The organism is Polaribacter porphyrae, assembly GCF_002954685.1.
GTDB lineage: Bacteria > Bacteroidota > Bacteroidia > Flavobacteriales > Flavobacteriaceae > Polaribacter > Polaribacter porphyrae.
In genome coordinates, this window is sequence record NZ_MSCN01000001.1 from 579,537 (window position 1) to 603,599 (window position 24,063).

The 24,063-nt window shown below is 27.1% G+C and carries 24 protein-coding genes; 10 read left to right on the forward strand and 14 right to left on the reverse strand.

Annotated features, from left to right (window positions below; all coding sequences use genetic code 11):
* Positions 1-36: 36 nt before the first annotated feature.
* The 4 genes from BTO18_RS02655 to BTO18_RS02670 all read left to right on the forward strand — a co-directional run bounded on the left by BTO18_RS02655 (position 37) and on the right by BTO18_RS02670 (position 4,256).
* Positions 37-1,380, forward strand: a complete 1,344-nt coding sequence (locus tag BTO18_RS02655) for a hypothetical protein (protein WP_105014738.1) — start codon at positions 37-39, stop codon at positions 1,378-1,380.
* Positions 1,381-1,468: 88 nt separating this feature from the next.
* Entirely contained in the window at positions 1,469-2,482 is a 1,014-nt protein-coding gene (locus BTO18_RS02660) for a sensor histidine kinase (RefSeq protein ID WP_211295560.1), read from the forward strand.
* Positions 2,479-3,501, forward strand: a complete 1,023-nt coding sequence (locus BTO18_RS02665; protein ID WP_105014740.1) for a histidine kinase — start codon at positions 2,479-2,481, stop codon at positions 3,499-3,501. The genes BTO18_RS02660 and BTO18_RS02665 overlap by 4 nt, the downstream gene beginning before the upstream one ends.
* Before the next feature lie 2 nt (positions 3,502-3,503).
* Positions 3,504-4,256, forward strand: a complete 753-nt coding sequence (locus BTO18_RS02670; RefSeq protein ID WP_105014741.1) for a LytR/AlgR family response regulator transcription factor — start codon at positions 3,504-3,506, stop codon at positions 4,254-4,256.
* On the opposite strand, the gene BTO18_RS02675 is transcribed toward BTO18_RS02670, so the two are convergent.
* From BTO18_RS02675 to BTO18_RS02700, 6 genes are all read right to left on the reverse strand, one after another.
* The gene (locus BTO18_RS02675) at positions 4,253-5,956 is read right to left on the reverse strand and encodes a serine hydrolase domain-containing protein (RefSeq protein ID WP_105014742.1); all 1,704 of its coding nucleotides are present in this window, start codon (positions 5,954-5,956) and stop codon (positions 4,253-4,255) included. The two genes, BTO18_RS02670 and BTO18_RS02675, sit on opposite strands and share 4 nt — an antisense overlap.
* A gap of 45 nt (positions 5,957-6,001) precedes the next feature.
* Entirely contained in the window at positions 6,002-6,829 is an 828-nt protein-coding gene (locus BTO18_RS02680) for a helix-turn-helix domain-containing protein (protein ID WP_105014743.1), read from the reverse strand.
* Entirely contained in the window at positions 6,830-7,432 is a 603-nt protein-coding gene (locus BTO18_RS02685; protein WP_105014744.1) for a hypothetical protein, read from the reverse strand.
* Between the two features lie 67 nt (positions 7,433-7,499).
* The gene (locus BTO18_RS02690; protein WP_105014745.1) at positions 7,500-8,054 is read right to left on the reverse strand and encodes a DUF1572 family protein; all 555 of its coding nucleotides are present in this window, start codon (positions 8,052-8,054) and stop codon (positions 7,500-7,502) included.
* 48 nt (positions 8,055-8,102) lie between these two features.
* Positions 8,103-8,585, reverse strand: coding sequence for a peptide-methionine (R)-S-oxide reductase MsrB (gene msrB, locus BTO18_RS02695; RefSeq protein WP_105014746.1), 483 nt, complete (start codon positions 8,583-8,585; stop codon positions 8,103-8,105).
* Positions 8,582-9,457 (reverse strand): alpha/beta hydrolase, encoded by an 876-nt coding sequence (locus tag BTO18_RS02700; protein WP_105014747.1) that lies wholly within the window; start codon positions 9,455-9,457, stop codon positions 8,582-8,584. Before BTO18_RS02700 ends, msrB begins: the two co-directional genes overlap by 4 nt.
* 115 nt (positions 9,458-9,572) lie before the next feature.
* Between BTO18_RS02700 and BTO18_RS02705 the strand changes: the two genes are divergently transcribed.
* Together BTO18_RS02705 and BTO18_RS02710 are read left to right on the forward strand one after the other, a co-directional pair.
* Positions 9,573-10,388, forward strand: coding sequence for a M48 family metallopeptidase (locus BTO18_RS02705; RefSeq protein ID WP_105017478.1), 816 nt, complete (start codon positions 9,573-9,575; stop codon positions 10,386-10,388).
* 71 nt (positions 10,389-10,459) lie between these two features.
* Entirely contained in the window at positions 10,460-11,755 is a 1,296-nt protein-coding gene (locus BTO18_RS02710) for an MFS transporter (RefSeq protein WP_105014748.1), read from the forward strand.
* Position 11,756: 1 nt separating this feature from the next.
* Here BTO18_RS02710 and BTO18_RS02715 read toward each other — a convergent pair whose 3' ends face one another.
* The 8 genes from BTO18_RS02715 to BTO18_RS02750 all read right to left on the reverse strand — a co-directional run bounded on the left by BTO18_RS02715 (position 11,757) and on the right by BTO18_RS02750 (position 19,176).
* The gene (locus BTO18_RS02715; protein ID WP_105014749.1) at positions 11,757-12,491 is read right to left on the reverse strand and encodes a hypothetical protein; all 735 of its coding nucleotides are present in this window, start codon (positions 12,489-12,491) and stop codon (positions 11,757-11,759) included.
* A gap of 115 nt (positions 12,492-12,606) precedes the next feature.
* Positions 12,607-13,182: a type 1 periplasmic binding fold superfamily protein gene (locus BTO18_RS02720; RefSeq protein ID WP_105017479.1), complete on the reverse strand. Its 576-nt coding sequence runs from the start codon at positions 13,180-13,182 to the stop codon at positions 12,607-12,609.
* 37 nt (positions 13,183-13,219) lie between these two features.
* Positions 13,220-15,631, reverse strand: a complete 2,412-nt coding sequence (locus tag BTO18_RS02725) for a TonB-dependent receptor (protein WP_105014750.1) — start codon at positions 15,629-15,631, stop codon at positions 13,220-13,222.
* A gap of 51 nt (positions 15,632-15,682) precedes the next feature.
* A complete protein-coding gene (locus tag BTO18_RS02730; protein WP_105014751.1) occupies positions 15,683-16,006 on the reverse strand; it encodes a hypothetical protein in 324 nt (107 codons plus the stop codon).
* Positions 16,007-16,021: 15 nt separating this feature from the next.
* Positions 16,022-16,789 carry a TerC family protein gene (locus BTO18_RS02735; protein WP_105014752.1) on the reverse strand — a complete coding sequence of 256 codons (768 nt, stop codon included), beginning with the start codon at positions 16,787-16,789 and terminating at the stop codon, positions 16,022-16,024.
* Positions 16,790-17,191, reverse strand: a complete 402-nt coding sequence (locus BTO18_RS02740) for a hypothetical protein (RefSeq protein ID WP_105014753.1) — start codon at positions 17,189-17,191, stop codon at positions 16,790-16,792.
* Positions 17,192-17,202: 11 nt separating this feature from the next.
* Complete coding sequence (gene purB, locus BTO18_RS02745) at positions 17,203-18,546, reverse strand: adenylosuccinate lyase (RefSeq protein ID WP_105014754.1); 1,344 nt, start codon at positions 18,544-18,546, stop codon at positions 17,203-17,205.
* 42 nt (positions 18,547-18,588) lie between these two features.
* Positions 18,589-19,176 carry an adenylosuccinate lyase gene (locus BTO18_RS02750; protein ID WP_105014755.1) on the reverse strand — a complete coding sequence of 196 codons (588 nt, stop codon included), beginning with the start codon at positions 19,174-19,176 and terminating at the stop codon, positions 18,589-18,591.
* Between the two features lie 38 nt (positions 19,177-19,214).
* Here BTO18_RS02750 and BTO18_RS02755 point away from each other — a divergent pair, with 38 nt between their 5' ends.
* From BTO18_RS02755 to BTO18_RS02770, 4 genes are all read left to right on the forward strand, one after another.
* Complete coding sequence (locus BTO18_RS02755; RefSeq protein ID WP_105014756.1) at positions 19,215-19,928, forward strand: toxin-antitoxin system YwqK family antitoxin; 714 nt, start codon at positions 19,215-19,217, stop codon at positions 19,926-19,928.
* 97 nt (positions 19,929-20,025) lie between these two features.
* Positions 20,026-22,299, forward strand: a complete 2,274-nt coding sequence (locus BTO18_RS02760) for a TonB-dependent receptor (protein WP_105014757.1) — start codon at positions 20,026-20,028, stop codon at positions 22,297-22,299.
* Between the two features lie 55 nt (positions 22,300-22,354).
* Positions 22,355-23,380, forward strand: a complete 1,026-nt coding sequence (locus BTO18_RS02765) for a sensor histidine kinase (RefSeq protein WP_105014758.1) — start codon at positions 22,355-22,357, stop codon at positions 23,378-23,380.
* Complete coding sequence (locus BTO18_RS02770; RefSeq protein WP_105014759.1) at positions 23,377-24,054, forward strand: LytR/AlgR family response regulator transcription factor; 678 nt, start codon at positions 23,377-23,379, stop codon at positions 24,052-24,054. Before BTO18_RS02765 ends, BTO18_RS02770 begins: the two co-directional genes overlap by 4 nt.
* Positions 24,055-24,063 lie beyond the last annotated feature (9 nt).

The following is a 24,063-nucleotide window of genomic DNA, read 5'->3' on the forward strand; positions in this document are numbered from 1 at the left end:
ATTAACCAAAATTGTAAAAATTTAAATTAAGATATTATGAAAACAACATCAATCACAAGTAAAACAAGATTTCTAGTGCTTTTATTAATTGCATTTATTTTTAGTTCATCTTACTTTGTAGCACAGAATTCTATAACTATTAATAGTAATAAATCTAAAAGTAAAATTAGTATTAGTAATGGTAAGAATGATTTAAAAATTGAATATGAAGGAGAAATTACGCTATCTGAAGATGATTCTGATATCAAAGACATTTCTAGAGGTGGTTATATTGAAATAAAAAAATCTTCGTTTGGAAAACGTAGAAAAATCATCATAGAAAGAGATGGAAGTAAGTTGGTTAGAAAATATTATGTAGGTTGGAGTGAAAAAGATTATTACCCTGATGGAAAAGAGTGGCTAAAAGATATTCTACCAGAAATTTTAAGATCTACCACAATTGGTGCAGAAAGTAGAGTAGACCGTTTTTATGCAAAAGGTGGTGCAAAAGAAGTGATTGCAGAAATCCAAGAAATGGAGAGTGATTATGTGAAAAGTGCTTATTTTAAACTGTTATTAAAAAAAGATTTATCTAAAAATGATGTAACTACAACTCTTCAAGCCATTGGGAAAAACATCAATTCAGATCATTATTTAAGTAGTATCTTAAGAAAAAATCAGCGTTTATTTTTAAAAAGTCCTGAAACAATTGATGCTTATATTGCTGCTGCAAAAAAAGTAAATTCTGATCATTATTTAACACAAATTGTAAAAAGTGTAGTTTCAAATAAGAGCATTACAGATACTCAACTAGGCAGTCTTTTAAAAATTTCCAGTAGCATCAATTCAGATCATTATTTAACAGAAGTTCTTAAAGATGTTATGAATGATAGAACATTGAATTCTCAAAATATGGAGCAAGTAATGTTACTTTCTAAAAGTATTAATTCAGATCATTATAAAACCATTATTTTGAAGAAAGCTTTAAAAATGAATAATTTATCTAAAGATGCATATGATACTTTTATCGATTCTCTAGACGATGTAAATTCTGATCACTATGCTACTGAAGTTATCAAAGAATTAATGAGTGATAGTTTGAATACAGAGCAATTAAATAAGGTTTTAGCTCTAATAAAAGATAATATTAATTCAGATCATTATGCAACAGTAATCTATAAGAGAATAGCATCAAGAATGAAACTTACTGAAAATCAATTAATCAGTGTGATATCTTCTACAAAACACATAGGCTCTAGTCATTATTTGTCTAGCACTTTATTAGCTTTTGCACCAAAAGTAAAAAAGGGATCAGATAAAGTAAAAGACGCATACTTAAAGGCTGCAAAATCAATTAATTCAGATACCTATTTAGGTAGAGCTATGAAAGCAATTTATTAATAATATAAGCAAGATGGTAAATCTATAGCTGTAGATTTACTATCTTGCTTTTATGCAATCAACCAAAAAACCAACCAACTCATTTTTCTTGAAAAAGTATTTTCACATACCTGTTTTAGGCATTTTATTAGGCATTGCAATTAGTTATTTTTTAATTTACAGTGAGCAACAAGAAAATATAATCTACTTATTAAAAGATGCAGTATTAGCCTCTGGTTTGGGAATGTTAATCACTTTAATAATATCCAAGACTATTTTAATTTTAAATCGATTTTTGCCTTATCAAAATCAAACAGGAAACAGGCTTTTTGCTGGTTTTATAACTCATTTTACGGTTGCTTTTTCATTAACTCTTATAGTTTTTTATTTTTATCAATTATTCTTTTTTGATGTTACCAATTTCTATGGTGAGTTTGATGCAGTAATTTTAAAATTAGGTATTATTTTACTGATTTTAACCATCATTTTTGAAGTCATTTATTTTGCATTATATTCTTACTATTCCTATTCAAAATTTCAGATTGAAACTGTAAAACAAGAGCGTAAACAAATTGAATTACAGTTAAAAGCACTAAAATCGCAATTAAGTTCACATTTTTTATTCAACAGTTTAAATACCATTTCTTCTTTAATTTATAAGGATGAAAACAAGGCAGAAACGTTTGTAAGAAGATTGGCAAAAATGTATGATTTTACTTTAAAAAGTTACCATCAAAAATTAATTACATTACAAGAAGAAGTTGATTTTGTAAATGCATATATTTTTTTATTACAAACTCGATTTCAAGACAAATTTACGTGTTCCATTTCTATTGATGACGATTTGTTGACGAGTAAAATTCCGCCATTAACTTTACAAATGTTAGTAGAAAATGCAGTAAAACACAATCAATTATCAGTTGATAAACCTTTGAATATCAATATAAAATCTACAGAAAAAGAAATTATTATTGAGAATAATATTACAGAAACACCTAAAAATATTACTTCTTTTAATATTGGATTAAAAAATATAAATACTCGTTATTTATTGCTGATAAACAAAGCAATTTCTGTGATTAGAGGAGAGAATTTTACTGTTAAAATTCCTTTAATAAAATGAAAAAACTGTTTATACATCAACCACTTTTTCGTCTGTTAAGTCCTATAATTAGTGGAATTATCATTTATTTACTGGTTTTATTGTTGAATAATAATGTTCAACAGGCACAAGAACAGTTTTTTAATGAAGAACTGTATTTCTGTATTGCTTTAAGCTATTTAATTCAAGAATTCTCAAGAGGACTTTTAGTATTGTTTAAAAAGTTTTTGTCTGATAAATTATCAGCAAAAAATATCATTTTACAAATCGTTATTTCTATGCTTTTATGTGTAGCAATTTCCACAATTGCAATCACATTTTATTTTGAATATGTATTGGGATTTACTGCATCAAAAGAAGAAATTTATGTGTTCAACAGTATTTTCTGCACAATTACTTTTATTTATATTATGCTGTATATCAGTCATCAATATCTGTATAAAATCAACACAGAAAAATTAGCACAAGAAGAAATCATAAAACAAAATATAGAAGACGACTTTAAGCAATTCAAAAAAGGAATTAACCCAAATTTATTGTTTGAAAGCTTTGAATCTTTATTAATTTTAATCAAAACAGATAAAGAAAAATCAGACGATTTTATAGACCATTTAGCCACAATTTACAGATATATTTTATCAGGAAAAGAAAAACAATTGGTCGATTTTAATGACGAGATTTTAATCGTAAATGAGTTGATACAACTTTTTAACTACTTGCCTTACAGTAACATTGCTATCAACAATAATTGTAAAAATTCTTTTTTGGTAGTTCCTGGAAGCCTGTTATTTATTGTAGAGCAAATTGTTAGAACAAGTATTATTTCATCGAGTTCAAAACTTATTATCAATTTTGATAAAAAAGAAAATGATTTAGAAATTTCTTATTTTAGAAATGATAAAATTACAACCCAATTCAACTTGAAAAATATTGCAGAAATTATAAGAAGTTATCATATTTATAGCAAACAAAAAGTAAAAGTTTTAGAAGAAAAATCAACAAGAAAAATAATTTTACCTAAACTAAAAATAATAGTATAATTATGAACATCGTTATTATTGAAGACGAACAATTAGCAGCAGAAAAATTAGAAAGATATTTGTTAAAATATGATGCTAATATAAAAGTTGTAACAGTTTTATCAAGCATTTCTGAAAGTGTAATTTGGTTTCAGAATAACACTAATTACGATGTTGTTTTTATAGATATTCAACTTACTGATGGTTTGAGTTTTGAAATATTTAATCAAATAAAAATAAATAAACCAGTTATTTTTGCTACTGCTTTCGATGAATATGCAGTAGACGCTTTTAAAGTAAATAGTATTGATTATGTGTTGAAACCTATCACTTTTACAGACATTTCTAAAGCAATGAATAAACTAAAATCAATGCAAAATTTATTCAATGCAGATGCTGTTCAAAAAGTTGCAGCAATTGTACATCAAAAGAAAGAAAAAGACCGTTTTTTAGTACGATTAGGAAATCACATTCATTCCATAAAAACAGAGGAAACCGCTTTGTTTTTCGCAGAAGGCAGAACAGTATATTTAGTTACAAAAGAGAATAAAAAGTTTATCATCGATTTTAAACTAGAGGATGTAAATAGTGTATTGAACTCAAAATTATTTTTCAGAGTAAATCGTTCATTTATTATCAATATAAATGCTATAAAAGATGTAATTGTATATTCTAATAGTAGACTTAAAATTACCCCAAAAGTAACTACTGACAAGGAAATTATTGTCAGTAGAGAAAAAGTTTCTGCTTTTAAAACTTGGTTAGAAGGTGCTTAATTGAGTAACGTTGGTAAAACATATTTTTCAAAAATAATTTCTGGTTGTTGTGTTTTGCCATTTCTAAAATTACCAGCAGTAATAACAGAAACTGTATCTAATTCTGGTACAACAAAAATATATTGTCCTCCATTTCCACGAGCTTCAATCGATTTTATTTCTTTGCCATTTACAATATAGGTTTTGTGCCACCATAAATATCCATAACCATTTTTATCTTTTGTATTTTCTAAATTTAAGTAGTTTTTTAATGATTTTTCTACCCATTTTTTAGATAGAATTCTCTTTCCATTCAGTTTACCTTTACACAAATACAATTGTCCAAATTTTAGCATTTGTCTTGATGATAAATACATTCCTCCTCCAAAATATGGTTTGCCTGTCATTTCTTTTTGAATTGCATAATTATGGATACCTAAAGGATTCAATAATTTTTGATCCATATAAAGTTGCAAAGGAACAGGAGTTAGGTCGTTTAAAACAACGCTTAATAAATATGGATTGGCAGAACCATAGTTGGCTACTGTTCCAGGTTTGTTTATCATTGGTGCATCTAAAACTGTTTTCAACCAATTTCTAGAATTTTGATAAGCTTGTTCAGAAGCTTTAGATTTTCTTTTGACACCAAAATCTACAGCATCAATTCCAGAACTCATTGTTAATAAGTCTTTTATCTTTATTTCTGATTTAAGAGCATCTTTAGGATTTTGATATTCTTTTGGTAAGTAATTATATAATAAATCAGTATCGCTCTTTAGTAAACCTTCCTCAATGGCAATTCCTGTAATTGCAGAAGCGATACTTTTAGATGCAGAACGTTGATCGTGAATGGTTCTATTTGTATGCCCATCAAAATACTTTTCGTAAACTATTTTTCCTTTTTTGGTGATTAAAACTGAATGCGTATTGATAAATTTCTTTTGATGAATTTCATTTTCCATTTTTATTAACAAAGCTTTTTCTTTCAAAGGCTTTATTTTCCAACCATCATTTAATTTAGAAACTTTACTATTATTGGTTTCATAATCTCCAAATTTCCAAGGAGTTTTTGTTTTTTGTAAAGACACTTTTGTAAATGCTTTATCAGCAACTAAAGCTTCTAATACTATAGTTTCTTTTAAAAGAGTAGCTCTAAAATGAATTCCTGTTCTGAAATCTTGAAAAGTAACGACATTTCCATTTAATTTAGAGTTCATTGCGTGAGTTCCTGCGAAACGTTGATCTCCAAAAAAAGGAAATGCATCAAAACCATTTTCTGTAACATTTTCTATACTTAAAAAGATAGATTTTGAAATGAATTCTTCCAACAGAAAAACATTCCATTTTCCTTTGTATAAACCAGATTTGTCCTTCGTAAGTTTTGTATGATAAAAATACATTCCAGAACTTATAAATCCTGATATTTCAGTCTTCTTTTTGTTTAAAATTCCGCTAAAAGAAGTATTATTATCAATATTAAATTCGATGTAATTATTAGATGATGATTTTACTTTTTTAGAAAAATTAAAGTTTTTGTTGAATAATGAAAAATTATATTCATTTTCATTAATAACATCAATAGAAACAGAAAGATTAAAGGCATTTTTATCATTTAGTTTTCCTTCCCATTGCATTTTGTAATCTTTGATATTTGTTTGAGATTGAACAGAAGAAAATGTAAATACAAAAAGTAGTATAAGTGTTTTAAAATAAGTATTCATAAAGACGTTTTTAGATTTACAACAAAATTAAAGTGATTACTTTTCTTAAAATTGTAATAAATTAACATTAGCAATTATTTTTGATACTTTTAACGGAGTTTGCTGATACATTTTTTTAAAAGAATTTATAAAATGACTCTGATCGTAAAATTCGCATTCATAGCAAATTTCTGTCATAGAAAGTTGGTTTTTAGCAACTAATAATAAGGCTTTATTCAATTTTTGAGTTCTTATGTAATTACCGATTGTAGTCTTAAAATATTTAGGGAATTCTCTTGATAAATGTACAGGATGAATGTTTAAAAGAGTACTTAAATTACCCAAAGAAGTACAAGTTTTAGGAGAATGGTGCAATATTTCTTTTAGTTGTTCTACCCAAATTGGAGTTTGATTTTCAATTGAATTTTCATTTGATTTTATAGCGTTAAAAACATCAACCAACAACATATCTATACTTATTTGACTATTAACATCTATAACTTTACTTTCTAGAAAAATAGCATTCATTTTCTGTTTAATCAAAGGGTTTTCTAAATGTATACTTCCTTCAAAATCAAAAGATTTAATGTCATATAAATCAAACCAATCAGAAGTCATTTCAATATGAAATCCTCTTGCAAATTCTGGAGGTTTTATGTTATGATGCACATCTTGCCAATTATGAAACAACAAACTTCCACTGTTTAAATAATAATTTTCTTTTTTGTTTTCTTCAAATAATTTTCCTTGTAATAAATAGGTGAAATAAGGATTTTGATGATAATGCCAATCTACTTTTTTGTGAGTATATTCTGTATCAGTGATCAATAAATCGTTAAACTGATTTTTGTTGTAGTGATTTCCAAAATATTCTCCTTTAAGTAATTTTTTCATTTAGTAAAGTTTCCTCTTTCTATAACCAATTATTAAACTTATTAAACCAATAATTGCCATTAATAAAAATGCAAAAACAATGTATTTATTAAAGATAAATAGCTTTGTAATAACAGTAAGAAGAATTAATAAAATACCTGTATAAATCCAAATAGAATCATTTTCTAAACGCTTTCTGTTTGAGTTTGTTGGTGTTTTGTTGATAAGAACTTTTAATGCATCCCAATCCCAAAAGATTAAAAATAAGGTAGATAACAACATTAAACCAGTAATGATCGGAGTTCCTCTAAAATCGTAAGAAATTGTAATTACAAATACATTTACAATAATTGGTAAAAATAGAGTAGCACCAAGTTTAGCATATTTTTGGGTTACTAATAAAGAACCTGTTATAAATTGAGCAATTCCTAAAAATCGCCAATAAATCCCTGATTCATAAAGTGTTTCAAAAAAATGCCAAGAAGAATTTATTGGGTTTGCAGCACCACTTTCTGCTGTAAATCGTAAACCTTGAATTTTTACCAAACTTGCAAAAATGAAGGCAAAACCTATTAAATAACGCAAATAAATAACAAATAATTGTGGTAAGGTTTTTTGTTTCATTTAGGTTGTTTTTTTAATTTGATTACTTGTCTTGAAGACGAAACAAACCTCTATTTGTTACTTAAAGTTATAAATCATCAGTAAAATGCTTTTTAGTTTTCTGTTTATTAAACTTTTCTTTATTGTAGTTTTTTGATGTATTTTTTGGAATAGAAAGTGATTTCCATTCGTTATTTTTTATCAATTTGCCTAAAAATACAATTTGGCCAATATGATAAGAATAATGACACAATTGCCTGTTAATAGCTTCAACAACAGTATGTCCTTGATTTCTGATATAAATAATTTTTTCTAAATCCTTTTCTTCAAAAGAATTAATAACGTCAAATAAACATTGCCAACCTTTTTCCCAAGAAACTAAAATATCATCTTTAGTTTTGTAATTATTAATGAATTCTTCATCTCTATTTCTCCAAGATTTCTCTCCATCTTCAGTCAAGAAATTTGTCCATCTAGAAAGCATATTACCTACAATATGCTTTACAATTATTGCAACAGAATTGCTTTCATCATTTTGAATTAAAAATAGTTCTACTTCAGAGAGTTGCGCAAAAGTTTTATCTCCTAAAGATTTATAATACTCAAATTGTTTGGTAACACTATTTAAGTAACTGTTTTGCATAAAAAAGCTGATTAGAATCAGCTTTTAATTTACAAATTATTTATTGAACTATTTCTTTGGAACAAACTCTAAAGCAGCTCCATTAATACAATGGCGTTTTCCAGTAGTTTCTCTTGGCCCATCATCAAAAGAATGTCCTAAATGACCACCACAAGTATTACATTTTAATTCTGTTCTTGCATAACCAATTTTGTAGTCTACATCTTTTTCTACATTTCCTTTTACAGCTCTGTCAAAAGAAGGCCAGCCAGTTCCAGAATCAAACTTATGTTTAGATTTGTATAGAGGGGTTTTACAACCAGCACAAACAAAAGTTCCAGCTTTTTTTTCGTTATTTAATGGGCTTGTAAAAGGTCTTTCTGTACCAGCTTCACGTAAAACATAATATGCTGTTGGTGACAATAATTTTTTCCATTCAGCATCAGTTTTTACAACTTTATAATTTTTCTTTTTCTCTTTGGATTTTTCTTGAGCATTGCCAGTACAACTCATTATGAATGCTAAAATAAAAATACTTGCTATTTTTCTCATATATCTTGTTTTATAAAATCGACTATTTTATTTGTTACTATTTTATTACGAAGGATTTTAATGTGTCCTAATCCATTTGTAACAAAAAGTGTTCCTTTCTCTAAATTTTGACGAATATTTATGGCACAACTTACATGTACATCACCATCAATTGTATCATGAACAATCAAAGCAGGAATTTTTATATTTTTAGCAACCTTACTTGTTGCATAATCATCAACTTTTAAATGCCATTTTTTTTCAAAATAAATAATTAATTTATTTCCAAAAGATTCATTAAGCCCTAAATTTATTGAGAAATTACGCAAAATTTGAGAAGTTGTATCACCAGAACCAATAGTAACAATTTTATTAAAACATTGAGTTTCTGATTGTGTATTCATTATAGCCATAGAGCCAAAAGAATGCCCAACAGCAGCCTCAAAAGGACCATACTCTTTTTGTATAGCTTTTATGGCTTCAATATATTCTAAAAGGTTTGTGGTTTTTCCTGTGGATTTTCCATGTGCAGGAGCATCAAAAGAAATGGTCATATATCCATTTTCTAACAACTTATTAGCAATCATAAAGAGTTGTGTTCTTCTACCTGACCAACCATGAGCCAATAAGACTTTTTTATCTGAAAAACCATAAGATAAAATATGAATGTTTCTATAAATTGATGGAATAAACAATTCTTTTTTCTGTGAAGTTTCTTCCATTCCTTTTTCTCTTTTGGGAGTTTTAAAAGAAATAGGAGTGGTAAATAGTTTAGAAGCTAAAATTAAAGTTAATTTTGTTGAAAAAAAATAAAGTATTTTAATAGCTATTTTTAAAGTGCTAGGAATACTTAAGCTTGTAGGTAGAGATTTTAAATTATTAAAAAAATGCATCAAAAATATATTTTTTAAATAGCAATAGAATGCGTAATTTTATTGATATTTCTATTTTAGGAAGTGACTAAATTACACATTAAGTGTCTTATTGAAGAAACCAAAAAGTAAAAAAATGAAAAAAATAATAATTTTAGTAACTGCAATATTCTTATTTTCTGATTGTAGTACTGTACCTATTACAGGTAGAAAAAGAGTAAACTTTGTTAGTGATGCTCAAGTATTGCCTGCCAGTTTTGCACAATACAATTCTTTTTTAAAAGAGAATAAATTATCTTCTAATAGAAAAATGACCAACCAAATAAAAACAATTGGCAAAAATGTTTCTGCTGCTGTAGATCGTTTTATGAGAGCAAATGGAATGCAAGACGAAGCTGATTCTTATAAGTGGGAGTTTAATTTAGTAGAAGATAAAACTGTAAATGCTTGGTGTTTACCTGGGGGTAAAGTTGTATTTTACACAGGTATAATGCCAATTTGTGCAAATGATGATGGAGTTGCTGCTGTTATGGGACATGAAGTTGCTCATGCATTTGCAAAACATGGTCAAGAAAGAATGTCTTCTGGTCAATTACAACAGATTGGAGGTTTGGCAGTTGCATTAGGTACATCAAATAAAAATCCAAGAACTGCACAAATATGGAACATGGCTTATGGTGTTGGGTCTTCTGTAGGGATGTTAGCATTTAGTAGAACCCACGAAACTGAAGCAGATAAACTTGGATTGGTTTTTATGATTATGGCTGGTTATGATGGTACTGAAGCAGCCGAAGTTTGGGTAAGAATGAGCGAAAGAGCCAGTGGTAAGCAAGGGCCAGAATTTTTGAGCACTCACCCTTCTAATGATAGTAGAATACAAACGCTAAAATCATATTTACCTGAAGCAAGAAAACTAGCAGCAAAATTTAATGCACAACCTATTTCAGAATAAAATAACAAATAGTTTTTACTATATTGTAAGCCATTCATATTTATGAATGGCTTTTTTTTAAATATTATTTTATGTTAAAAATTGGAGATAAAAAATTAATAAATGCTTGGGCTTTTTATGATTGGGCAAACTCTGTGTATTCTCTAGTAATAAGTACAGCTGTATTTCCTTTGTATTATAGTGCTGTTACAGATGGTAAAGTGGTTACTTTCTTGGGAACAAAATGGGATCATCCAGATAGTTTGTATAGTTATGCTTTGTCTTTTTCATTTTTGGTTGTTGCTTTTATTTCTCCAATTCTATCAGGTATTGCAGATTATACAGGAAGTAAGAAAAAATTTATGAAGTTCTTCTGTTTTTTAGGAAGTTTCTCTGTAATGAGTCTCTATTTTTTTGAAGGAATTGATACAGTTTGGATAGGAATAGTATTCACCATTTTGGCAAGTATAGGTTTTTGGGCAAGTTTGGTTTTTTATAATGCATACTTACCAGAAGTGGCTCATCCAGAACAGCAAGATAGAGCAAGTGCTAAAGGTTTTATATTTGGTTATATAGGTTCAATTATTTTGTTAGTAATAAATCTTGTTATGATTCAAAAACCTGATTTATTTGGAATTTCTGCCTCATCAGCTTCACGAATTTCATTTGTAATGGTTGGTTTATGGTGGTTGGGTTTTGCACAAATCACTTTTAAAAGATTACCCAATGATTTATATAATAAAAAACCTGATGAAGATTATATTTGGAAAGGTTTTAGAGAATTAAAAAAGGTTGCTAAAGAAGTTGTGAATTATCCAACATTAAAAAAATTTTTAATTGCATTTTTTTTGTTGAGTGTAGGTGTACAAACGATAATTTTACTGGCAACTATTTTTGGTTCAAGTGAATTGGGGCTAGAAACGATAGATTTAATTATTACTGTTTTATTAATTCAAATAGTAGCAATTTTGGGAGCATTTTTGTTTTCTAGATTATCTGAAAAGAAAGGAAACTTCTTTGCATTAAAAGTAACTATTGTAATATGGATGTTGGTTTGTTTTGGAGCATTTATGTTGCATAAAGAACTCCCAAATGTATCTATTTATTTTTATTCTTTAGGAGCAGTTTTAGGCTTGGTTCTTGGTGCAATTCAGTCTTTAACACGTTCTACATATTCTAAATTATTGCCAGAAACAGAAGATCACGCAACTTATTTTAGTTTTTATGATGTTACTGAAAAAATAGCTATTGTTTTAGGAACTTTTGTGTATGGATTCTTGTATGCAATTACAGATTCTATGCAGTGGAGTGTATTATGTTTAGCATTATTTTTCTTGGCTTCCTTTATCATTTTAAGTACATTGAAAAGAACCAAATACGTACAATAAATTATTTTGAAAAAATTTCATCAAGATTATCTTTTTCAATTTGTAATATAAAGTCAATTAATATTTCTTGATCTTTTATGGTCAGTTTATTAAGCATTTCTTCCCCTTTAGAAATGGTTTCTAAAGCTAATGCTAAACCTTTTATTTCTTTTTTAGAAAATACTTTAGGTTTATTTTTCATTTTAGAAATCAAAAAAATAATAATTTCTTTAATCTTTTCCACCAATTCTTTATCATGAATAATATTGAAGAATGTTTCTGTATTTTTCATGAACTCTTCAATTTCTTGATAGGGAAGTAGCTGTATAAAAGTATTTATTTTCTCAATTGTGTAAGGTGGATTTATATTCTGCTTTTCAGCTTTTTTTACTAAAGCATTTTCAAACTTTGTTGCACCTCTAAAAGATTTCATCGCTTTTAAACCTGCATTAAATATTTTTGGGAGATGTTTTCCGTGTGTAAAAATTAATTTTAAGGATGGTAAAACTAAATTTAATAATTTTTCTGGATGTTTTATAAAATCATCTAAAGTTTTAAATGCCTCATTAAGCTCATTTCTTTGTGCTACATCTGGATAAACATAGGTTAAGAAATAGGTTTTAATATTATTAACAATATCTTTATTTATTGTTTTAGGTAAATCATATTTTTCCTTTAAAGTATTGTATTGATATCTTTCCTCAATTACATTTCTGTAACCAATGATGATTTCATTTAAAATGACTTTTTTAGACATATAATTTTAATAAGAAAATGAATACTAATATAAACTATTCATCATAATTTTTTATTTTTAAAATAAAAAAGCAGCTAAAAATAGCTGCTTTTGGATTAAAAAATAATTAATTCTATTATTGAACAGTTATAGTAAAAGAAACTTCGAGATCAGATGTACCACCTCCTGATAAAGCATCAGCAACTGTACCATCATTAGGTTTTTTACCTTCGTGAATTACAGAAATAGTTAAAGTACCAGGACCACCAGCAGAACTAGCTACCACATTTGTATTAAAGCCTAGAGGATTAGAGTTTGCATCTACATCTGTAGTTGTAAAAGTTAAACCAGCAATGTTAGTAATATAAATTATTTCATGAGTTTCTGCATCATTTTCTGCAATTTCTGCACCAACATCCTCATTTTCCTCAAGGTTAATTAATTTTACCTCACCAGTGTAGGAAGCTCCTGCAGTTAGTGGACCAGATGTCATCGTTGTTCCAGGCGCTCCTCCTTCACCATCAGGATCTTCAAAAGTAAATGTTACTACATCATTTGCATTACTACTATTAGTAAGTACATATTCTAATTTTGTAATAGGTTCTTCATGGTCATGGTCATGGTCATGGTCATCATGATCGTGATCATCTGAACATGCTGTGAAGGTTAAAGCCGATATAAATAATATGGCTAATAATTTAGTTGTTTTCATGGTATTTAATTTAAAGTTTAACATAATTTTGATTTATTTAATAATTGAATTTAAGTTTAATCGTAAAATTTCTACCTACATCGTCTGCAAAGTAGCGTAGTCTGTTTAAGTAATTTCTGTATGCTACATTAAACATGTTTTCTATAGCAAAAGCTATATTTAAGTTACTGTTTTTAGATATTTTAAAATCGGCTGAACTGTTAAAGTGAAAAAGTGTAAATGCATCAGTTGGCGAACTTATATCAACAAAAACATCTTGTTGAAGTATTGGGTTAAATGTAAAAAAGTTATAATCTGGAAATCTGTTTTGTCTTAATTGTGAATATTGAGTTAAACTTATTGTAAGGTTGTTCAAACTCTTATTCTTGTAAGCAATAGTATTCGAAAAAGTTGTTGATGGCATATGAATTAAAGGAATGTCATCAGTTAGATTATCTCCTTGTAATAAACTTATATTTCCCCTGTAAGAAAATCTATTTGATAATTTTTTATTTGCATCTATATCTACACCAAATATTTCTGCATTTACTTGAAAATATTTCCATTCTATAAAAGCTCCTCTAATTGTAGTTTGAGCGGCTCCATTTGGGATTAGCTGAATAAAATCATTAATATATTTATAATAAGGACTAATACTAAATCCAAAATTTTCTGAATTTCGTTCAAAAGAAACGATAAAATTATTAGCAACTTCTTTATTTAAAGTTAGGCTTCCTGTCTCAAATCTTGCTGCACTATGATGCAAACCATTACTAAACAATTCAGATACATTTGGCATTCTAGATGCTAAACCATAGTTAAATAAAAACGCATAGTTCTTTTTGAAATCTTTTTTATATCCAAGGCTTCCAGAAAAATTATGAAAATTAAAATTAGGTGTTGTAAATATTTCAAAATTATCGATAACACCTGTACTAAATTCAGGAAATAAAGTATCATAATTTTCTTCTTCCCAGTCAAAAACTTTATATTTTTTTGTGGCTTCAATCCGTGAAAAATCATATCTAAAACCAGCACTTAATTCAGTACTCGAATTTACTTTATAATCTACAGTAGTATAAATACCAGTATCATATTTATCATAATCTGGTATTAAAGGAATACTTATTCTTGTTATAGATTCGTCTGCAGAATCATTTTGTTGATAACGTATTAAAACCCCTGAATTAATGACCAAATTTTCAAATGCATCAATTTTAAGATTTGGCTGTAAGGATGTTGTAAATAATCTAAAATCTGCAGCTGGAGTATTTTCAAATGCAGCTCTTCTTCTATCAAATTCTTTTCTTCTATTTAGTTGAAAATCATACTGTAAAGTTATTTTTCCTAAACCTTTAAACCGTTTGTAAGCTTCAATTTTTCCTAAATGATGAGATATAGTCTGTCTAGGGTTATCAATAGTGTAAGAAAAGTCATCTATAAAAGAAGGCTCTCCACTATTAATAGCTCTTAATAAATCGTTTACATTACCAACATGTGCAGCTCTGATGATTCCAATCGTATTGTTTACATAACTATAATAAGCATCAAAACCTTTTTCAAATGATTTGAAGCCAAATCTTGCAGAAGCATTTATACTTTTTATGCCAGAGTTAGACAAATTATAATCAGCAGCTTCAAAATCTCCAAACATTTTATAATTTGCTTGAAATTTTGTGTAATATCCAGATTTGTAAGTTTTTATTAATTGAGTATTGATATTTCCTCCTAGACCATTTGTGTTCAATGATGTTGAAGTGCTTCCAAATAAACTATCTTTTATGGCATAATTTTCAGGACGAACCAAAATTAGACCACCAATTGCGTCACTACCATATATTAATGTATTTGCACCTTTTACGATATCAATTCTGCTGAAAGCATTAATATCAATAGTTGGAGCATGTTCTGCACCCCACTCTTGATCAAACTGACGAACATTATTATTAATGATTAGTAACCTACTGCTATGCAAACCATGAATCATAGGTTTTACAATACTATTACCAGTATTTAGAGATGAAACTCCGCTTATTGTGTTTAAAGCGTCTCCTAAAGATTTATCTGAAAAATTATCTATCACTTTTTGTTTTAGTGTTTTTTCTATACTTGTATTTTCTGTTTTGGTATTTGCTTTCACAACAACTTCGCTTAATTCTTCTAGATGATGTTCTAAATAAAATTCTTTAAAATTGTTTTTGTTTACATTTATAACTACTCTTTTTGTTTTACATGATATATGCTTAAATTCTAGCTCATAACTACCTTTACATAAATTTTTAAATTCAAATAGTCCTTGTAAATTTGATGTTGAGTATGTATTTGAATTTAAAATATGAATAGATGCACCAACTAGAGGTTTCTTGTCATGAAAATCGATAATTTTGCCTTTAAAAGTTAATTTGCAATTTTGTGCATTTGAAGTATAAGAACACATCAAAAGAGCACAAAAAATAAACAGCTTGTGCATATTTTTAAATAATTTTATTTACTATTTTTAGATTTTAAAAAATCTACTTTCTTAAATAAAATTAAAATGAGGTGGACCTCGTAAGGAAAATGGGAGTTGATTATGATTTGCTAAAAAGTCATTTTTAAGAATATCAACTGAATTAATTTGTTGTTTCTTAACAAATTTATAATTAAAAGATATATCATAATTTAAAGTAAGCTCAAAATAATGTTCATGCTTTTCTAAATCATGATTACAAAAATGTTCTATATCGTTATAAGTGCAAAGTTCTTCAATATGATTTTCTCCAAGAGAATGATATAGAGATAAACACAACTGAACAAAAAGGCATGTTAGTAAAAATAAAGAAAAAGCTATTTTTTTAAGCTTCATAAAATTGTAAATACTTTAAGACTTTTTATTAATCTGTAAATTTAGTAATTCTACTCCTAATGAGAAAGCTATTGCAAAATATAAATATCCTTTTGGGATAATCCCTATTTTTTTGTTAAAAAATTCACTATTTGATAAGTGAGCACCTTCAGTTATTAGCATAAACCCTATCAAAATCAAAAATGATAAAGCAAGCATTTGTATGGTTGGGTTCTTATTAACAAATTTATTGATGGGTTGTGAGAAAATCATCATAATTAAGATGGAAACAATGACAGCAATTATCATTATTGTTAAGGCACCATCAATTCCATTTGTCATACCAACAGCTGTTAAAATACTATCAAAAGAAAAAACAATATCAATTAAAATAATTTGTATGATAACACTTTTAAACGAAATTATTTTTGGTGATTTTACAACTTTTTCCTCACTAGTTTTTTCTACTTTTTGCCTTATTTCTTTAGTGCTTTTATAGAGTAAGAATAATCCTCCAAGAAATAAAATAATACTTTGCCCAGTTAAACCTGTTTTAAACCAGCCTAAATCTATACTGTAAAAAGGATTTTTTAATGCTATTAAATGAGATACACTGAACAAAAGTAAGATTCTAGTAATCATAGCTAACGCTAATCCAACTAGGGTTGCTTTTTTTACCTGATTTTTTGGTAATTTATTTGCAGAAATTGATATGAAAATAACATTATCTATTCCTAAAATAATTTCTAAAAAAGTTAGTGTTAATAAGGATACCCAAGTTTCTGCATGTAAAAAAATCTCCATTTATTTTATTTTATAAATAGTGCCTTTTTTAGTGAATTTAGAAAACCCAATTTTTACAGTAAAATCATAAGAATCTTCTTTTATTTCATTAATTTGAATATACATTGGATCTTTTTGTAAAGCATTTTTTGGGTTAATGTATTTTAGCGTGTAAAAGAAATTATTTTTCCATTTTATAGAAAGTGTATCAATATTATTTCCGTATTTGCTAATTTGAATACTGTCTTTTCTAATAATTGTTTCTTTTACAAAATTATCTCCAGCAGGAATTTCAAAAACGCCTTCTTTAAATCTACCTGAATTGTCTTTAAATTCTTGTTTACAAGAATTAAGTAAAATTACAATTGTAAGACACAATAAAATTTGTTTAGTCACCTTGTATAAAATAGATTTAAAATTCATCTTGATAAGATCTAAATGCCAGTATAATTTGTAGGAGTTATTGCCTTTAATTCAGTTTTAATTTCATCAGAAACCTCTAGAGTATCTATAAAATTAGCAATTGAATTTTGGTTAATTTTTTCATTCGTCCTTGTCAACCCTTTTAAAGCTTCGTAAGGGTTTGGGTATGCTTCACGCCTTAAAATAGTTTGAATTGCCTCTGCAACAACAGCCCAATTATTTTCTAAATCTTGTTCAAACTTCTCTTTGTTCAACAATAATTTATTTAATCCTTTTAAGGTTGATGTAAAACCAATAATGGTATGCCCAAAAGGAACACCAACATTACGTAAAACTGTACTATCAGTCAAATCGCGTTGTAAACGAGAAATTGGTAATTTAGCTGAAAGATGTTCAAAAATAGCATTGGCAATTCCTAAATTTCCTTCAGAATTTTCAAAATCAATAGGATTTACTTTGTGTGGCATTGCTGATGAACCAACTTCACCTTTTTTAATTTTTTGCTTAAAATAATCCATAGATACATAAGTCCAGAAATCTCTGTCTAAATCTATTATGATTGTATTGATGCGTTTTAAAGTATCAAACAAAGCAGCCATGTGATCATAATGCTCTATTTGTGTGGTTGGGAATGAATGTTGTAATCCTAATTTTTCTTGCACAAATTCAGAGCCAAACGCTTTCCAGTCTATTTTTGGGTATGCTACTTTATGTGCATTAAAATTTCCTGTTGCTCCTCCAAATTTTGCAGCACTTGGTATGTCATTCAACAAGTTAAACTGTTCTTTTAAACGTATTACAAAAACATCTATTTCTTTACCTAATCTTGTTGGTGATGCTGGCTGACCATGAGTTCTAGCTAACATAGAAATATCTTGCCATTCAACAACTAATTCTTGTAGTTTTTGTAAAACGTCTAAATAATGAGGTACAAAAATAGCATTCATAGCTTCCTTAATAGATAAAGGAATTGCAGTATTGTTAATGTCTTGAGAAGTTAATCCAAAATGGATAAACTCTTTATATTCTCGAAGATTTAAGTTGTCAAATTTTTCTTTTATAAAATACTCAACTGCTTTTACATCGTGGTTGGTTACCTTTTCAATATCTTTTATTTTTTGAGCATCAGAAGCAGTAAAGTCTTTATAAATTTTACGTAAATCGTCAAATAAGTTAGTGTTAAAATCTGCTAATTGTGGCAAAGGAATTTCACAAAGTGCAATAAAATATTCGATTTCTACAAGAACTCTGTATTTTATTAGAGCTTCTTCAGAAAAGTAGTTTGCTAATTTAGATATTTTATTTCTGTAACGACCATCAATAGGAGAAATGGCGTTTAATTGTGTTAAATTCATCTTTATAGATTCTAAAATGCAAAAATAGGGATTTAATGAGATTTATAAACCAGATTTTTTATGTTTTTCTATCAATGCTAAAATATATTTTCCTCTAGCTTTTGTGCCTTTACTTTCATGAATAATTTTAGTTTCAATTAAATATTTTAATTCTGAATGAACCCAATCTTTTTCTAGTCCAAAAAGAAATAGAGTGTTCATAGTATAAGCTCTTACTGCTATTTTTTGTGGTGTTAATAACCAATCAAAACCTGTTTCTATAATAGCATCAATATGAGTAGATTGCAGTTTTCGTTTTGTTTTATTAAGCTCTTTATGATAATAGGCATTTGCCAAATGTTCACAAATTTTTGCACAAGGCCTTATAGCACTATCAAATTTTAAGAGTGGTATTCCTTTTGTAAACTCATCTAAATAGGGTAAAATCCAATTGATTTGATGATGAGTGCAAATCCATTCTAAAACCCAAGAAGCTTTTATAGATGTTTTGTTGTTAACATCAAAAGTAATCGCTATCAAATCTTTTACTAAATCTTTGTTTTCTAGTACAATATTTGCAACTCTTTGTCTGTTTTCTCTTTTAGCAGTGCCTAAATTATTTAATTCATTGGTTAAAAAATTAATGCTCATTTTTTAAGAAATCATATATTTACCTTAAATTTATTGTTATGATAAATATAAAAAGACTTGTTAATGTTTTTCTAGTTTTAGTAATCTTTTTTTTGAGTGATTCAATTCTTGCTCAAAAAATAAATCAGTTTGATGCTAATAAAAAAAGAACAGGAGTTTGGCGAAAATATTATCCAAATAAAACCATTCGCTATGAAGGTCAATTTAAAAATGGAAAAGAAATTGGTGTTTTTAAGTTTTATGAAAAATCAAATTCTCAATTTCCAATTATAATCAAAAGATATTCAGACTATAAAGATACAATAGCAGTTGAATTCTATACCATAAAAGGCAGGTTGCAGAGCAAAGGTTTTTTTATAAACAAAACTAGAGTAGGTGAATGGCAATATTATTTTAAGAATAATAAATTAATGTCTAAAGAGTTTTATCATCAAGGAAAATTACACGGTAAAATTGTAAATTATTATCCTAATGGAAAGCCAACAGAAATTGTATTTTATAAAAATGGGTTAAAAGATGGTTTGTCTAAAAAATATTCAAGTGATGGAATATTGATTGAAGAACTTAATTATGAAAAAGATAAACTTAATGGATTAGCAAAATATTATGAACTTAATGGAAATTTAAAAGAAAAAGGTGTTTATAAAAACGGAAAAAGAATAGGAAAGTGGGAATATTTTATGGATGGAGAAGTTGCAGATGATGAAGAATTAAAAAAGAAAAAAAAGTTTACCAAGAAAAAAGGAGGTTAATCATAGGCTTTTTTACAGATAAAAATCAGTTGTTTACAGATTAAATTTTACAATTCTTAATGATTAGAGCATTTTTGAAGATATAAAATCAATCTAAATGCGACTATTTCTTTGTTATTTTTTTCTTTTAGGAATTATAAACCAAACCTTATCACAAAAAAAAAGTATTTTTAAAGGCACAGTAAAAGATACAATTACTTTTGAGAGCATTCCTTTTACTACAATAGCAGTTTATAATAATGCTACACTTATAGATGGTGTTTCTTCTGATGATAAAGGGAATTTTCGAATAAAAATAGATGCAAACTTCACCCATTTTGAAATCAGTTTTATAGGCTACAAAAAACAAAAACTCCTAATTTCTGAAATTAAAAATCAAGATAAAATAGCAATTTATCTTACCCCAGAAAAAAATCAACTAGAAGAAATAGTTATTAATTCAGAACTAACTACTACACAGTTAAAAATTGATAGAAAAGTAGTAAATCTAGGTGCAGATTTACAACAATCTGGTACAACAGCTTTAGAGGCTTTTGACCAGATTTCAGAAATACAAACAGATTTAAGTACAGGAGCAATTTCTTTAAGAGGAAGTGGAAATGTAAGGTTATTAATTGATGGAAAACCAACTGCTTTAAGTGTTACAGAATTACTAGATCAAATGCCAGCATCTGTTATAGAAAAAGTTGAAATTATTACTTCTCCATCAGCAAAAAACCAGGCAAATGGTTTATCTGGAATTATAAATATCATTCTAAAAAAAGATAAAAATCTTGGATTAAACCTAATGTTAAATTCTTCTGTGGGTACTAAAAGATATAATTATGGTTTAAATACAAATTACAATTTTGCTTTTGTAAATTTAAGATTAAATGCTTCAAATGGTATAAGAAATATGGATAGCCCACAAAATGTTAGTCAATTATTTACTAACGGAAATACAAGAGATTTTTTTACACCTCGAGATTTTAATGGTAAAACAAGCAACATTAATTTTGGATCAGATTTTACAATTGATGATAAAAATAGGCTTTCTTTCGATATAACTTATAACTATAGTTTTCATAGTTTTTTTAATAACACTTTTAATACAAACTTAACTGGGCGTAATGATTTTATCTATTCAAGAAACTCTTCTCATACTCATAAAACAACTGTTTATAATGCAAATTATAAAAAAGATTTTACTAAAGAAGGGCATATTTTAGAAATAGACTATAACCTTAATGATAATACAAATGATTACCCAGCCAAAGATTTTGAAGATGGTATTTTTCTATTTGAAGAAGAAGAAAACAATAAAGTTATTCAGCAATCATTTATGTTGGACTATGCTTTACCTATCAAACAAAATTTATTATTGGAAACAGGTTTATCTTGGAATAATAAAGATTTGAATAGTAAATATGAAATTAAACCTAATGCAGGAATATTAAGTATTGCAAATTTCAGTTATTTAGAAAACTTATATGGATTTTATGGACTTGTTAAATTTAAACTAGGCAATCTAAACTGGCAAACGGGTTTACGTTACGAATATTTTACATCCAAATCTAACAACACAGCAAATCAATTAAATACAGATTTAGAGTTTTCAGATTTATTCCCTTCAGTACATTTATCATACAAAATAAATGATGCAAATACTTTTAATGTCGGATATAGCAGACGTGTTTCAAGACCAAGTTCTAGACAAGTAAACCCTTTTCGACTTGGAAATCAATTTACAGTTTGGAAAGCAAATCCTAATTTAAAGCCAGAGTTTAGCGATAATTTTGAAATCAACTATCAATACAAGAAAAATAATATCACTTGGTCTTTAGCTACATTTTATAGAGATCGAAAAGATATTATTTTAAGCTTACAAGATATTGATATTAATGGAGTTAGAACTTATAGTTATGCAAATTTTGGTAAGAAATATTCTTCTGGAATAGAAACAGATATTATTTATAAACTAACCAATTTTTGGACCTCTCAATTATCTGGGAATTATTATTACTCTAATATCAATCAAAATATAACTCTTACTTGGGACACGCAGTTTTCATCAACATATATTTTTAAAAATACGTTTAAGATTAGTAAATACATAAGCAGTGATATTAGCTATAGATATTTGGCTAAAGAACAAACTGAATTTACAATTACTGAACCTAGAAATCGTATAGATTTTGCTGTAAGAGCAAAGTTTTTAAGCAATAAATTGATAGCAAATTTAAGAATTGTAGATTTACTTGATAAAAATTTAAGAAAATCTAAAACTGTATTGCAAGATGTAACACAAAATGAGGTTTACAGATTTCAATCTCAAACTTTTGGGTGGTTGTTAAGTTTAAACTATCAACTTTTCGAGAAAAAAAAATCTTAAATTGATAGTTGTAAATCACTCTCTATTAGATAGAATAATAGTAAATTTATCGTAAATGAATACCAAAGTAAACTTGCTAGACAAATATGAAAAAAAAGAACCTCTTCTACATATTTTTCTGTGGAGCATGGTTTTATTTTATCCTTATTTAAAATATGAATTAGTAGAAAGTACTTATCAAGTTTCATTTTTTCACGAATTAAACGCATTAGCGTTTAAAATAGGTTTTTGTTATTTTTTATATTACTGGTTTTTTCCAAAAAAAAATAAAAAGAAATATGTAACAATAGTTATTATAGTTTTAATGCTTAATGCTATTCTGTATGAGTTTGCAGATAGTTTTTTTCATGAAAACAGTCATGGTCATTTTTGGAAACATTTTATTTCAAATATTGTAACGTATTCTAGTTTTGGAATTTTATTTTTTGCTATTTTTTCAGTAAAAAATCTATATAAAAAACAAATAAAAATAGACGCATTATCTATAGAAAAAAAGCAAGCAGAAATTAAGTTTTTAAAATCGCAGGTAAATCCACACTTTCTTTTCAATACTTTAAATACTATTTATGCGAACGCTTTAAAGAAAGATGATAAAACTCCAGACTTGATTTTGAAATTATCAGATGGGTTTCGATATATTTTGCACGAAGGTCAACAAGAATATGTTTCAATTAAACAAGAAGTACAACATCTAAAAGATTATATCAATTTACAACAAGAACGTTTATCTAAAAAAGTTGTGCTTAATTTCTCTGTTGATATTGATGACGATTACCAATCAATTCCTCCATTATTATGTATTGCTTTTGTAGAAAATGCCTTTAAATATACAAGTATTCTTAAGGGAAATAAACACCACATAGATATTAAAATAAAATTGATTAATAAGCAATTTTACTTTGAGTGTAAAAATCCATTTGATAAAAATATAACACAAGATATAGATCCTTATTGGAAGGAAAGTGGAGTAGGAATAACAAATACAAGTAAACGTTTGCAACTTTTATTTCCTAAAACGCATCAACTCGTTTTAGATAAAAAAAATAATAATTTTAAAGTAGTTTTAAAAATTCAGTTATGATTTCTTGTATAATATTAGAAGATGAAGAGTCTGCACAAGAAGTGCTACAAAGTTATGTAGATAAAACACCTTTTATAGAATGTTTAGGAGTGTTTGAAAGTGGATTAGATATTCCGTTAAAACTATTACAGAAAGCAGATGTATTATTTTTAGATATTCAACTTCCAGAGTTAACAGGCTTATCTTTTTTAAAAACAATTCCAATTCCGCAAAAAGTAATTGTTACTACTGCTTATAAAAATTATGCTATTGAGGCTTTTGAAGAAGCAGTTACAGATTACCTTTTAAAACCCTTTTCTTATGAACGTTTTTTTAAAGCCATTACAAGAATAAGAAATCAACAATTAGCATATAAAAAAGTACAACCAAAAGAGCTTTTTTTATATGCTGATAAAACAATTTATAAAATAGATATTGATGAAATTCTTTATGTAAAAGCAGAAATAGACTACGTGAAAATTGTAACAACAGCAAAAAAAATATTAATTTTAGACAGTCTTAAAAATTGGAAAGAAAAATTATTAGATTTTAGGTTTATACAAGTGCACAGGTCTTATATTGTTAATATTAGTAAAATTTCTAAAGTTTATGGTAATTTAGTTTATATCGATAAAGAACCAATTGCAATTGGTAAAAAATTTAAGAGCCAATTCTTAAAAGAAATTAATCATTGATTTTTTTGT